General features: G+C 66.3%; 11 protein-coding genes. 10 read left to right on the forward strand and 1 reads right to left on the reverse strand.

Features of this window, described 5'->3' with window-relative positions; genetic code table 11:
• Positions 1 to 69 precede the first annotated feature (69 nt).
• A complete protein-coding gene (locus tag FHJ30_RS21300) occupies positions 70 to 207 on the reverse strand; it encodes a hypothetical protein (protein WP_171058923.1) in 138 nt (45 codons plus the stop codon).
• A gap of 75 nt (positions 208 to 282) precedes the next feature.
• On the opposite strand from FHJ30_RS21300, the gene speB reads away from it, so the two are divergent.
• From speB to FHJ30_RS04980, 10 genes are all read left to right on the forward strand, one after another.
• A complete protein-coding gene (gene speB, locus FHJ30_RS04935) occupies positions 283 to 1,347 on the forward strand; it encodes an agmatinase (protein WP_139028197.1) in 1,065 nt (354 codons plus the stop codon).
• 5 nt (positions 1,348 to 1,352) lie between these two features.
• Entirely contained in the window at positions 1,353 to 3,062 is a 1,710-nt protein-coding gene (locus FHJ30_RS04940) for a thiamine pyrophosphate-binding protein (protein WP_240793588.1), read from the forward strand.
• A 149-nt stretch (positions 3,063 to 3,211) separates the two neighbouring features.
• A complete protein-coding gene (locus FHJ30_RS04945; protein WP_139028198.1) occupies positions 3,212 to 3,682 on the forward strand; it encodes a MarR family winged helix-turn-helix transcriptional regulator in 471 nt (156 codons plus the stop codon).
• Between the two features lie 11 nt (positions 3,683 to 3,693).
• A complete protein-coding gene (locus tag FHJ30_RS04950) occupies positions 3,694 to 5,313 on the forward strand; it encodes an MFS transporter (protein WP_240793589.1) in 1,620 nt (539 codons plus the stop codon).
• Positions 5,314 to 5,476: 163 nt separating this feature from the next.
• Positions 5,477 to 7,210: an ABC transporter ATP-binding protein gene (locus FHJ30_RS04955; protein WP_139028199.1), complete on the forward strand. Its 1,734-nt coding sequence runs from the start codon at positions 5,477 to 5,479 to the stop codon at positions 7,208 to 7,210.
• Complete coding sequence (locus FHJ30_RS04960) at positions 7,207 to 9,276, forward strand: ABC transporter ATP-binding protein (RefSeq protein WP_139028200.1); 2,070 nt, start codon at positions 7,207 to 7,209, stop codon at positions 9,274 to 9,276. The genes FHJ30_RS04955 and FHJ30_RS04960 overlap by 4 nt, the downstream gene beginning before the upstream one ends.
• 116 nt (positions 9,277 to 9,392) lie before the next feature.
• The gene (locus FHJ30_RS04965; RefSeq protein WP_139028299.1) at positions 9,393 to 9,809 is read left to right on the forward strand and encodes a thioesterase family protein; all 417 of its coding nucleotides are present in this window, start codon (positions 9,393 to 9,395) and stop codon (positions 9,807 to 9,809) included.
• Positions 9,810 to 9,891: 82 nt separating this feature from the next.
• A complete protein-coding gene (locus FHJ30_RS04970; RefSeq protein ID WP_139028201.1) occupies positions 9,892 to 10,125 on the forward strand; it encodes a PLDc N-terminal domain-containing protein in 234 nt (77 codons plus the stop codon).
• 71 nt (positions 10,126 to 10,196) lie between these two features.
• Complete coding sequence (locus FHJ30_RS04975) at positions 10,197 to 12,428, forward strand: McrB family protein (RefSeq protein ID WP_139028202.1); 2,232 nt, start codon at positions 10,197 to 10,199, stop codon at positions 12,426 to 12,428.
• Positions 12,415 to 13,668 (forward strand): 5-methylcytosine restriction system specificity protein McrC, encoded by a 1,254-nt coding sequence (locus tag FHJ30_RS04980; RefSeq protein WP_171058933.1) that lies wholly within the window; start codon positions 12,415 to 12,417, stop codon positions 13,666 to 13,668. The genes FHJ30_RS04975 and FHJ30_RS04980 overlap by 14 nt, the downstream gene beginning before the upstream one ends.
• The last annotated feature ends 2 nt before the right edge of the window (positions 13,669 to 13,670 follow it).

Consider the following 13,670-nt stretch of genomic DNA (forward strand, 5'->3'; position numbering starts at 1 on the left):
GCCGCAGGGGAATCGGATGCCCGCCCTATGTGGACACTCCTGCCCGACCGTGTGTGCGTTCCATCCCAGTTACCTGCCGTGCGCCGGGTTCCTGCTGACGCGGAGTGCCGGAATCCTGCGGTTGAGGTGGGAGGGCCCGCGGTGGCGCCGGGAGTAACTGGGCAGGAACGCACGGGTCTGCTGGGCCACCGAGTAGAAAGTAAACATATGATGCTCTATGGAAAACAAGCTGTATGATGGCAATCACAACAGTCCCTCAACTCCTCGAAGGAGAGGCCTCCAGTGGAAGAGCTGCGCATCGAAGCCAACGGCAACCTTGGCCCCATCGATTCATCCCGGATCCCGCGCTACGCGGGTGCTGCCACATATGCCCGCCTGCCGCGGCTGGACCAGGTGGCCAAAGCTGATGTCACCGTGGTGGGCGTGCCGTTCGATTCGGGCGTCTCCTACCGCCCGGGTGCCCGCTTCGGGTCCAACCACGTCCGCGAAGCCAGCCGGCTGCTGCGCCCTTACAACCCGGCATGGGATGTCAGCCCGTTCGAGAACATCCAGGTTGCCGACGCCGGGGACATGGCGGTCAACCCGTTCAACATCCATGAGGCGATTGAAACCATCCAGCAGAACGCGCTGGACCTCACCGCAGGCGGCAGCAAGCTGGTAACGCTGGGCGGGGACCACACCATCGCCCTGCCGCTTCTCCGCGCAGCGGCTGAGCGGGCGGGAGCGCCGGTCGCCATGCTCCACTTCGACGCACACCTTGACACCTGGGACACCTACTTCGGCGCCGAATACACCCACGGCACGCCGTTCCGCCGCGCCGTCGAGGAAGGCATCCTCGACACGGAGGCCATCAGCCACATCGGCACCCGCGGCCCTCTCTACGGCAAAAAGGACCTCGAAGACGACCATCGCTTCGGGTTCGGCATCGTCACCTCGGCGGACGTCTACTATCAGGGCGTCCTGGAAACTGTGGCCAAGGTCCGAGACCGGATCGGCAACCGTCCGCTGTACATCTCCGTGGACATTGACGTCCTGGACCCGGCCCATGCCCCCGGCACCGGCACTCCCGAGGCCGGCGGCATCACCAGCCGCGAGCTGCTGGAAATTATCCGCGGCTTCCGCGGCATGAACCTGGTGGGCGCCGACGTCGTGGAGGTCGCTCCCGCTTACGACCACGCCGAGATCACCGGCGTCGCCGCAAGCCACGTTGCCTACGAGCTGGTCACGCTGATGGCGGACAATGCCGTAGAAGGGGACCGCTTCGGCGCGGCAACAGGCTACGCCGCCCAGTCCCTCGGCCAGGAGGCCCGCCGCCCGGCAGGCTTCGCGCCGGCAGGCAAGGAGTAACGGAGATGGCCGATCACGATCCGGATCAGGCAGCTGTGCCCGCAGGGAATGGTCCACGTACCGGCACCCGCAACGGCGGGGACCTCGTCGTCGAGACACTCGAAGCGCTGGGCGCAAAAACCGTCTTCGGCATCCCCGGCCAGCACGCCCTGGGACTCTTCGACGCGATGGGCCGGGGCAACCTGCAGTTCGTTTCCTCGCGGGTGGAGAACAACTCCGCCTTCGCCGCAGACGGGTACTCACGGGCAACGGGTGAAGTGGGCGTCCTGTTCCTCTCCACCGGTCCCGGTGCACTGACGTCCCTGGCTGGGCTGCAGGAGGCCTATGCCACCGGCGTGCCGATGGTGGTGGTGGCGAGCCAGATTCCGCTCGACGGTTTGGGCGCCCGGCGCAAGGGCATGCTGCACCAGCTCGATGACCAGAAGGCCTCGGCCGCGAACGTCACCAAGAGTCAGCGCCTGATCCAGCATGCCTCCGGCATTCCGTCCGCAATCCAGGACGCGTGGACCGAGGCGATCTCCTCGCCCCAGGGGCCGGTGTGGCTTGAGATCCCCCAGAACGTCCTGCTGGATCCGATCATGGTCCCGCCGGTGGAGGATGCGCTCGCGGAAGCGGCGGACAACCCGCCGCGTGTGGAACTGGTCCGCGAAGCCGTGAAGTGGCTCCAGGCCGCGGAACGCCCGGCCATCATTGCCGGCGGCGGCACCCGCCGGGGCCGGGCGGAGAAGTCCTTGCTGTCCATCGCGGAGAAGCTCCGTGCCCCGGTGATCTGCACGCCGGGCGGCAACGGCGCGTTCCCGTGGAACCATGAGCTCTCGCTGCAATCCTGGATCGAGGACCGCTACATGACGGACCTGCTCGAGGACGCCGACGTGCTGGTGGTGATCGGCTCGTCCCTGGGCGAGGTCACCTCCAACTACTTCACCTTCGAACCTCGCGGCAGGATCATCCAGATCGACGCCGAACCCCGGGTCCTGGAATCCAACCGGCCCGGGCTGGGCATCCGCGCTGACGCCGGCCAGGCGCTGGCTGCCCTGGACGAGGCGCTGGAGGTGGGGCCCGCGCATGCCACGCCCAGCTGGCACGGCACCGCTCCGGAGGACCTGGTCAAGGAAACCCTGGCGAAGGTCCGGGCCCGCCTGGAATCCCAGGACCTCGCCAAGGAGCTGAAGTTCATGGCAGACATCCGGGAAGCGGTCCCGGCGGACATGCAGACCTTCTGGGACATGACCATCGCCGCATACTGGGGCTGGAGCTGCTGGGACGCCCGGGAGGGCCAGTTCCACTCCGCCCAGGGCGCCGGCGGCCTGGGCTACGGCTTCCCGGCGGCGATCGGCGCGGCCGTAGGGCTGGAAACAGTCGGCAAGCCGGGCCGGGTGCTCGCGGTCTCGGGCGACGGCTCGTCCATGTACTCCATCTCCGAACTTGCCACAGCGAAGCAGCACAACGTGCCGGTCACCTGGCTCATTGTGGACGACGGCGGCTACGGCATCCTGCGTGAATATATGGTGGGCGCCTTCGGCAAGGCAACGGCCACCGAACTGGCCCGCCCGGACTTCGTCAAACTCGCTGAGGCCTTCGGCGTGCCGGCCACGAAAGTGGCTCCCGAGGACGTGGGGAAGGCGCTAAAGGCGGGCTTCGCTGCGGACGGGCCCAACGTCGTCGTGGTGGAAACACTCCTGAAGATGTTCGCCCCAACCCACCTCCCTCAATAACGCGCGAACCCAGCCGAATACGCAGTGAAGGGTCCCGGCATCCACAGGATGCCGGGACCCTTCGTCATCTCCGCCCACGCTTTAGTTTCCCAAAGCAACCAAATAGCTATATAGTTGCTTCAGGCAAACAAGTAGGGAGGCCTGAACCCATGGCAGTAGCACCGGACACGGCGGCCGATCTCGTCTACCAGATTTTCGATCTCCAGCGCGCGGTGCGGTGCATTGCCGCCGCCGGCGTGCGCGGGCAGGAAACCGGAGTGGCGCTCCAGGGCGTCCTGCGGTTCGTGGGGGAGGGGGAGTCCCGCGCCACGAGCCTGGCCGAACGGCTCGGAGTCAGCGCGCCGGTCCTCAGCCGCCACATCGCGGACCTGGAAGAGCACGGCCTGGTGGTCCGCAGGCAGGATCCCGACGACGGCCGGGCGCAGCTGGTTGCCCTCACGCCCCTCGGAGCGGACAAACTCCGGAGCATCGAGGAGCAGCGGACGGCAGTCCTGCAGGGCTACCTGCGGGACTGGAGCGAGGAGGACGCCGGCAACACGGCGAAAACCCTCCACAAGCTCACCGAATCACTCAGGAAATCAGCCCGGGCAACGGCGGCCGGCACTATCACCACCTCCTAGGAGCAAAACCTATGGCAACCACAGCCGCCCCGGCCACCACGCCGAGTTCACCCGCTGCACCGCCCGAAATGTCCCACCGCCAGATCATGGAAGCCCTCACCGGGCTCCTGGCTGCCTTCTTTACGGCGATCCTCAGCAGCACGATCGTGGCCAACGCCCTGCCCACTATCATGTCCGACCTGCACGGAACCCAGACCGACTTCGCCTGGGTGATCACCGCCGCTCTGCTGGCCAACGCGGCCACCACCCCCATCTGGGGGAAGCTGGCCGACCTCTTTAACAAGAAGGTCCTGGTGCAGCTCAGCATCATCATCTTCGTTGCAGGCTCCGTCATGGCCGGCCTGTCCGAAACCATCCCGCTGCTGCTTGGCGCGCGGGTCATCCAGGGTGTGGCCATGGGCGGCCTCACGGCGCTTGCCCAGGCCATCATCGGCACCATGATCCCGCCCCGGAACCGGGGCAAATACTCCGGCTACATGGGCGCGGTCATGGCAGTTGGCACCGCCGGCGGACCGCTGTTGGGCGGCTTCATCGTGGACAGCCCGCTCGGCTGGCGCTGGACCTTCTTTGTCTGCGTGCCGCTCGCCGTCGTCGCCCTGATCCTGCTGCAGGTCACCCTCAAAATCAGCCACATCCGGCGGCCCGCCAAGATCGACTGGCTGGGCTCCATCCTGCTGACCTCCGGTGTGAGCCTCTTGCTGATCTGGGTCTCCTTCGCCGGCAACCCCGCCTACTACGACTGGATCTCCTGGCAGTCCGCCCTCATGGTGGGCGGCGGAATCCTCCTGCTGGCCCTCCTGGTCCTGGTGGAATCCAAGGTGGAGCAGCCCATCATCCCGCTCAAGATCATCTCCGAACGCACCACGGCGCTGGCCATCCTCGCCTCCGTGGCCGTGGGCATCGCGATGTTCGGTTCCTCAACCTTCCTGGGGCAGTACTTCCAGGTGGCCCGAGGCGCCACCCCCACCGAGGCCGGACTCCTGACCCTGCCCATGATCGCCGGCAACCTGGCGGGCTCGGTGGCCTCCGGCCTGCTGATCAGCCGCACCGGAAAGTGGAAGGGCTACCTGATCGCGGGATCCATCCTGCTGATCGGCGGGCTGGGACTGGCAGGCACCATGGACCACACCACCGAGCTCTGGCAGGCCGGCGTCTTCACCGCCGTTCTGGGCCTTGGGCTGGGCATGCTGATGCAGAACCTCGTGCTGGCGGTCCAGAACACCGTCCGGGCTGCGGACATTGGAACGGCCAGCGCCTCGGTGGCGTTCTTCCGGTCCGTGGGCGGCGCCATTGGCGTCTCCGTGCTGGGCGCCGTCCTGGCCAACAGGGTCAGCGAACTGGCCACCCAGGGCATGGCGGCGGCCGGCATCCCGGTCCAGGGCGGCGCGGCGGGCTCCAGCATGGACCTGGCCCACATGCCGGAACCGGTCCGCGAGATAATGCGGGCCGCCTACGGCGACGCCACCGCGGAGGTGTTCCTGATCTCCGCCGCCGTGGGTGTCGTGGCCCTGGTGTCCGTGCTGTTCATCAAGGAAAAGCCGCTGCGGCGCACAGTTGACATCCAGGCGGCGCCGGAGGAGGCGCGCCAGCAGGAAAGCACGACGGCGGAGCCCGCCCCGGCGGGCAGGTGACGGGCGGAAGCACTCCCGGCGGATGATCTTTCGCGGGGCCGGTTTCACCGCGGGGAGGAGTTTCGTAGAGTTGGAAAGCTACGGATGTCAGCCCCGGCTGCTACTACTTAAGCCTCGTGCTTTTACGAACCCATCGTCGAACCCATCCTAAGGACCCGCGGGCATGCTCCTGACCCTGATACGGCAGTTTTCCAGGCCGTACAAGCCGTACATAGTGGCCGTCATTGTTCTTCAGCTGGCATCCACCATGGCGGCGCTGTACCTGCCCAGCCTTAACGCCCAGATCATCGACGAAGGGGTTTCCCGCGGGGACACGGACTTCATCTGGCGCACGGGCGCCGTGATGCTGCTGGTGGCCTTCGTCCAGGTGGGCACCGCCATTGCCGGTGTCTACTTCGGGTCCAAGACCGCCATGGCCATGGGCCGCGACCTGCGGCGCGGTGTGTTCCGCAAGGTCACCAGCTTCTCGGCCAAGGACGTGAACGCCTTTGGCGCCCCCACGCTCATCACCCGCGGCACCAACGATGTCCAGCAGGTCCAGATGCTTGTCCTGATGGGACTGAACTTCATGGTGGCCACGCCTATCATGTGCGTGGGCGGCATCATCATGGCGCTGCGCGAGGACCTCAACCTGTCCTGGCTGGTGTGGGTTTCGGTGCCCCTCCTGACAGTGGTGGTGGGGTACCTGGTGGTCCGGCTCATGCCGCTGTTCCGGTCCATGCAGAAGAAGATCGACCGCATCAACGCCGTGCTGCGGGAACAGATCATTGGCATCAGGGTTGTCCGGGCCTTTGTGCGCGAACCCCATGAAACGGAGCGCTTCGGTGAGGCCAACAAAGAACTGACGGATGTGTCGCTGAAGATCGGCGCACTCTTTGTCCTGATGTTCCCGGCCATCAGCATGATCCTGCACCTGTCCACCGCCGCCGTACTGTGGTTCGGCGGGCAGCGCGTGGACTCGGGCGACATGCAGGTGGGCGCCCTCACCGCCTTCCTGCAGTACCTGCTCCAGATCCTGGTGGCCGTCATGATGGGCACCTTCATGGCCATGATGATTCCGCGCGCCTCGGTGTGCGCGGACCGCATCGGTGAAGTGCTCGACGTCGAACCCTCCATCCACGATCCGGAGCGTCCGGAGGCGCCGGCCGCCCTGCGCGGCGTCGTTGAATACCGGAACGTCACCTTCGCCTACCCGGGCGCTGAATCGCCCGTGCTGAGCGACATCAGCTTCACGGCGCGTCCCGGGCAGACCATCGCCATTATCGGCTCCACCGGTGCGGGCAAAACCTCCCTCCTGTCCCTCCTGCCGCGGCTTTACGACCCCGTGGAAGGGGAAGTGCTGCTGGACGGTGTCCCCGTGAGCCGGATGGACCGTGCCGACATCACCAAACGCGTTGCCCTGGTGCCCCAGCGGCCCTACCTGTTTTCCGGCACCATCGGGCACAACCTGCGGTTCGGGAAGACGGAAGCCACGGACCAGGAGCTGTGGGAGGCCCTGCAGGTGGCGCAGGGTGAGGAATTTGTCCGGGCCAAGAAGAACGGGCTGGGCTCGCGCATCGCCCAGGGCGGCACCAACGTTTCCGGCGGCCAGCGCCAGCGCCTGTGCATCGCCAGGGCCCTCGTCACCAGGCCCCGGGTGTACCTGTTCGACGACTCCTTTTCGGCCCTGGACGTGGCCACGGACGCCCGGCTCCGCGCCGCGTTGAAGGGCATTACGGCGGACGCCACCGTGATCATCGTGGCCCAGCGGATATCCACCATCACTGAGGCGGACCAGATCCTGGTGCTGGACAACGGACGGATCGTGGACCGCGGAACCCACCAGGAACTCCTGGAAACCTCGCCCACCTACCAGGAAATCGTTGAATCCCAGCTGAGCGTGGAGGAAATGGCATGAACGCCCCCAAGCAGGACTCCACGGACACCAGCGAAACAGCCGCAGCCCAGGCCAAGCTGGGCGCGGGAGACGCGCCGGTCGAGGACGACGATTTCGTCGAGGAGGAGTACACACCCTCCGAAGCCGACGGGGACATGTTCGGCGGGATCCCCGCCAAGAAAGCCCAGCACTTCTGGCCGTCCGCCAAGCGGCTGATGGGGCTGCTGAAGCCCGAAGCCCTGGGGATCTACGTCGTGGTGGGCATGGTGGTGGTCGCCGTGGTCCTGAATGTCATCGCCCCCAAGATCCTGGGCCAGGCCATGGACGTGATTTTCGCCGGCGTGGTGGGCAAGCAGCTTCCGGCGGGCGTCAGCAAGGAACAGTTTGTGGACGGGCTGCGCCAGCAGGGCCAGGGCAACTTCGCGGACATGGTGTCCCGGATGGAACTGGTGCCCGGTGCCGGCATCGACTTCGATAAGCTCACCACGCTCATCGCGGTGGTCCTGCTGATGTACTTCGTGGCCAACATCTTCCTCTGGCTTCAGGGCTATGTGCTCAATCGCATCGTGATGAAGGTGATCAGGCGGCTACGCGATGATACGGAAAAGAAGCTGAACCGGCTTCCGCTGAACTATTTCGACACCCGCCAGCGCGGCGACGTGCTCTCCCGGGTGACGAACGACGTCGACAACATCCAGCAGGCGCTCCAGCAGGCCTTCGCCCAGCTGATCAACTCGCTGCTGACGGTGGTGGGCATCGTGATCATGATGTTCATCGTGTCCTGGCAGCTGGCCCTGATCGCCCTGGTTGCGCTTCCGCTTTCCGGCGTCGCAGCGGGCATGATCGGGGTGCGCAGCCAGAAGCTCTTCGCAGCGCAGTGGAAGAACACCGGTTCCCTCAACGGCCAGATCGAGGAATCATTCTCGGGCCACGACCTTGTCCGGGTCTTCGGCCGGGACGCGGACATGCTGGAACGGTTCGAGGAACGCAACGAGGCCCTGTACAAGGCCAGCTTCGGGGCCCAGTTCGTGTCCGGCATGATCTTCCCCGTGATGCAGTTCGTTTCATACCTCAGCTATGTGGGCATCGCTGTGGTGGGCGGCCTGCGGGTTGCTTCGGGGTCCATGTCCCTGGGTGATGCCACCGCGTTCATCCAGTACTCCCGGGAGTTCACGCAGCCGCTGGGCCAGATGGCCGGGATGGCCAACATGCTGCAGTCCGGGGTGGCGTCCGCTGAGCGGGCCTTCGAGTTCCTGGATGCCGACGAGCAGGACACGGAAACCGCCACGGAGCACCTGCCGGCCAGGACCGACGGCCATGTGGACTTCAAGAACGTTACCTTCAGTTACACGGAGGACAAGGCGCTCATCGAGAACCTGTCCTTCACGGCGGAACCGGGAAACACCGTGGCCATCGTGGGGCCCACCGGGGCCGGAAAGACAACCCTGGTGAACCTGGTGATGCGGTTCTACGAGCTCAATGCCGGCTCCATCATGCTGGACGGTGTGGACATCACCCACCTCAGCCGCTCCGAGCTCCGGTCAAAGGTGGGCATGGTGCTGCAGGATGCCTGGCTGTTCGGCGGTTCCATCTACGACAACATCCGCTACGGCAACCTGGACGCCACCGAGGAACAGGTGATGGCGGCGGCAAAGGCCACATTCGTGGACCGCTTTGTGCGCGCCCTGCCGGACGGCTACAACACCGTGATCGACGAGGAAGGCAACAACGTCAGCGCCGGTGAAAAGCAGCTGATCACCATTGCCCGCGCATTCGTGGCGAACCCCTCGCTGCTGATCCTGGACGAGGCCACGAGCTCCGTTGATACCCGCACCGAACTTCTGGTGCAAAAGGCCATGGCAGCCCTGCGCACGGACCGCACCAGCTTCGTCATTGCACACCGACTTTCCACCATCCGCGATGCCGATACCATCCTGGTCATGGAAAACGGAAAGATCGTGGAACAGGGCAACCACAAGGCCCTCCTCGCCGCGCAGGGCGCATACTACCGCCTGTACATGTCCCAGTTCGCCGGAGCGGACGCAGAGGAAGTCCCGTTGGATGATTCGACGGCGGTGCACAGTTGAGCACGCAGGAGGCACCCGCCCAGCACGAAAGCCCGGCGCAGCGCACGCAGGCGCAGCAGGACACCCCAGCGCAGCCAGGCACCGACGGCGGCCGGCGGATCGAGGTCCTGGTTCCCATGCGCTGGGGCGACATGGACGCGTACGGGCACATCAACAACGTCCAGATTGTCCGGATGCTGGAGGAAGCCCGGATCGCAGCCTTCGGCCCGCCCCGGGGCGCCGGGCTGCCCGGGATCGAACCGCACGTTTCCCTCTTCAACGACGTCCCGGAGGGCACCATGGCGCTGGTGGTAGACCACAAGATCCGGTACGTCAGGACCCTCGAATACCGCAACGTGCCGGCCGTGGTCCTGGTGTGGATCGGGGCAGTGAAGGGGGCCAGCTTCGACATCCACTATCTGGTTCAGGATCCGGTCACCCGGGAGGACTGCGTGAAGGCAAGCAGCCACCTGGCGTTCGTGGACGAAGCCACGGGCCGGGTGCAGCGGCTTACCCGGGAACAGAAGGAACGGCTGGCACCGTTCACGGCCTGAGCCGCAGTGCGGGGGCACTGCCACCCATTGCGCAGCGGGCGCCTGCATCGGAAACTGAAAGCCCAACCAAGGAGCAGCGAACATGGCCAAGAAAAAGACCTGGAAGGAAATGTCTCCGTCAGCCAAGGCAGGCACCATTGTGGTGGGCATCGTGCAGATGTCACTGCTGGTAGCAGCGCAGCGGGACATCTCCAAGCGCCCGGCCGCAATGATCAACGGTCCCAAGGCGGCTTGGCGTGCGGCGTCCTTCATCAACTTCATCGGCCCCATGGGCTACTTCATTTTCGGCCGGAAGAAGCCCGTCACCGCCATGTAGGGGGCCAAGCCGAGCCGGCCGTTCACAGTCTGTTGAGCGCCCGTCCAGCTTGACCCTGTAAATTTGAATTCATGACCCCCGCCTCCACTGCTGCCATGACCCGCGCCCTCGGCATTTCAAAGGAGATTGAGGATGCAGCGTGGTTCGTATTGGGCCCGGGGCTTCTGGGAAAGCCGTCTGCCCTGGATGGCCGGACGCTGACGTGGACGGCGGACGCGGCGGCTGAGCTCCTGGAGCGCCTGGAACGCGGGACGCCGGACCCGAAAGCCCCCATGATGACCAACCTCCGGCATAACCTGGAGGGCGCCTCCCGGGAGGCGAAGCAGCTGGCCGTAGAACTGCTGTTCCTGCAGTCCCTCCCGCTGGCCCATGAGGTGAAGTCACTGAAGGTCAAGCGTGCCCGCGTGGCCGAGGCTGCTTCATGGCTGGAGCCTCCTCTGGAGCTGCCCGACGAGCTCTACGAGGGCATGACGGACCACGGCGTCATCAGGGACCGCACCGCCGAGTTCAACTGGACCATCTGGGACCACCTCAAATGGCTGTGCCGCTTTGTCCAGCACGTGGACCAGCAGCCCACGGCGGCCATCGCCGCCGCCCTCCAGGACCCGCTGGAGTTCCACCGCCTGGCTTCCGCCACACCGGACGACCAGCCCGCCATCCGCCGCAGCATCGAGTTCCTCACCTGCCCCAGCTACTTCGAGCCCGTGGTGGCGGACGTGGAGCGGCAGGAGATCCGGGACGCCTTCGCCTCGCTGGTGGGCGGCGCGAAGGGGGATGCCGAAGAGGACGTCACCGCTGACATCCACCGCATCCGCCTGCACCTGGACGAGCAGGCCGGCCAGCGCATCGACTGGTACTCCCGCCAGCTTGTCAGCCAGTGGCGCAAGGTGGGCGACCCCGGCCGGCGGGCGTGGCTGCTGCGCACGCACAGCGACAACACCGAGCTGCTCACCGCCTGGCAGGGCGAGGAGAAGGTGACCCTCGACGTCGAACATCTCCGCCTGCTGGACCCCGGCGTTACCGCAGGGCTGGTCCAGCACGCCGTGGACGAGGACTACAAACACCTCGGCTATGTGGAGCGCGAGGACACCAAGACGGCGGTCTTTGCCTTCCTGACGGTGATGAAGCCGGGGGACCTGGTGCTGTACCAGCACGCGGGCGCGGTGCGGCTGGGTGTGGTGCTGGGGGAGCCCGAACACAACGACGACAACCGGCGGCTGCGCCGCAAGGTCCGCTGGTTCGACGAAGGGCACGCCACCACCAGCCTGCCCCGGCACGTCCAGCGCCAGCTGGCCACGCCCGGAATCGTTGTGGACGTGACCAAAGTGGTGCAGGCGCTGCAGGCCCTGCTGCCCGCAGAAGCGGAAACGGAGCCCGACGGCGACGCTGAAGCGGCCGCCGTCGCACCTCCCGTCCAGGAGGGCTTCCGCCCGCTGACCCGCGAGTTCGCCGACTCGCTGCACATGGAGCTTGAGCCGCTCCAGGAGATCGCCGAACTGCTGGAGGAGAACCGGCAGCTGGTCTTGTATGGGCCGCCGGGCACCGGCAAGACCTACTTGGCCAAGCACCTGGCCGCCGAGCTGGCGGACGACACCACGGACGAGCGCGTCAAACTGGTCCAGTTCCATCCCTCGTACGCGTATGAGGACTTCTTCGAGGGATACCGGCCGGACAAGACGGACGAAGGCCAGGTGTCCTTCAAGCTGGTGGCGGGGCCGCTGCGCCGGCTCGCGGAGGAAGCGGCGAAGCCCGGCAACGAGAAGAAGCCGTACTTCCTGATCATCGATGAGATGAACCGCGCCAACCTGGCCAAGGTGTTCGGTGAACTGTACTTCCTGCTGGAATACCGGGACGACCGAATCTACCTGCAGTACAGCCCGAACGAGCCGTTCACGCTGCCGGACAACCTGTACATCATCGGCACCATGAACACCGCGGACCGCTCCATCGCCATGATGGATGCAGCCATCCGGCGCCGGTTCTCCTTCATCGAGCTGCACCCGCAGACCGAACCCGTGAAGGGCTCCCTGCTGCGGTTCCTCCACTCGCGCCAGCTGGACATCACACCCGCACTGCTGCTGGACGCCCTGAACAGTGCGATTGACGAGTGGGACCGGGACCTGATGATCGGCCCCTCCTACTTCATGAAGCCCGCTGCCCAGACGCTGGCCGGCCTGCGCCGGATCTGGAAGTACGAGCTCATGCCGCTGCTGGAGGAGCACTACCACGGCCAGTTGACCCGCGCGCAGCTTGAGGAGCGTTTCGGGCTGGACCAGCTGCTGGGACGCCTTGCGGGCCGCTGACCCCGGCGCGTCCGTCCGGCACCTGGTGCTGGACGAACTGTCCCGCGGCATCGTGGAGCGGCTGGACCCGGCCAGCGCTTCCTTCCTGAATTCCAGCGGCCTGGCCAAGGCATCACCCATGGGCCTTGGGCTGTACCGGATCGAGCCGGTAGGCAAGGTGGGTTCGGTGCGCACACCCACGGTGCAGCTGGATGTGCGTCCCAAGGACAGGCTGGGGCTGAGCAGGCTCCTGTTCCTGCTCAGCTACGCCGGAGAGCAGGGCTTCCGCCCCGACTCGGTCTCCGCCGTGGAGGACCGGGAGCTGTGGAGCGCGCTGGCGGAGTCGCTGGCGCAGCTGGCCGAGCGGGCCCTGGGCCGCGGCGTGCTGCAGGGCTATCTCACGGTGGACGAATCGCTCCGGACGGTCAAGGGCCGGATCCGGATTTCGGACCAGATCTCCCGGCGTCCCGGCATGCTGGTGCCCCTTGAGGTGTCCTATGACGAGTTCACCGAGGACATTGCCGAGAACCGGATCCTGCGCGCCGCGCTGGAGCGGATGGGCCAGGTGCCGCGCGTCCGCCCCGAGGTGCTGAGCAGGCTGCGCCAGCTCAAGGGAAAGCTCGACGCCGTCACGCGCCTCCCGGCCGGAGCGCCGCTGCCCCGGTGGAAAGCCACCAGGATGAACGTCCGCTACCACGCCGTGCTGCGCCTGGCGGAGCTGATCCTGCGCAACGCCTCCGCGGAAGCCGGCGAAGGCATGCAGCAGACCGCCTCCTTCGTGGTGGACATGTCCCAAGTGTTCGAGGATTTCGTGGGCACGGCGCTGCGGGAGGCAATGGCCGCCTACCCGGGCGAGCTCCGGCTCCGGTTCAATGCACTCCTGAGCGAGGCGGTGCATGACGCCGACAGGCTGTCGGTGCGCCCGGACGCCGTACACCTGCTCGGGGGGCGGCCGGTAGTGGTGTACAACGCCAAGTACACCGCTGCTTCAGATTCCGGCGCCTCCCTGACGGCGGACCACTACCAGATGCTGGCCCACTGCACCGCACTGGCAGTGCCCACCGCCTGGTTGGTCTACGCCGGGGCGGGGGAGATGAAGCTCCGCCGCATCCTCAACACGGATATCGACATCGTGGAATTTCCGCTGGACCTGTCCAGGCCGCCGTCGGAAATCCTCGCGTCCGTCCGGGAACTGGCCCGCCAGTCCTGGGGCGAGGTTGTCCGGCAGGCTGGGCCCACGCCCGCAGGGTTCCCGGGCTGAGC

It is taken from the genome of Arthrobacter sp. BB-1, assembly GCF_006151685.1.
In the GTDB taxonomy this organism is placed as follows: Bacteria; Actinomycetota; Actinomycetes; order Actinomycetales; family Micrococcaceae; genus Arthrobacter.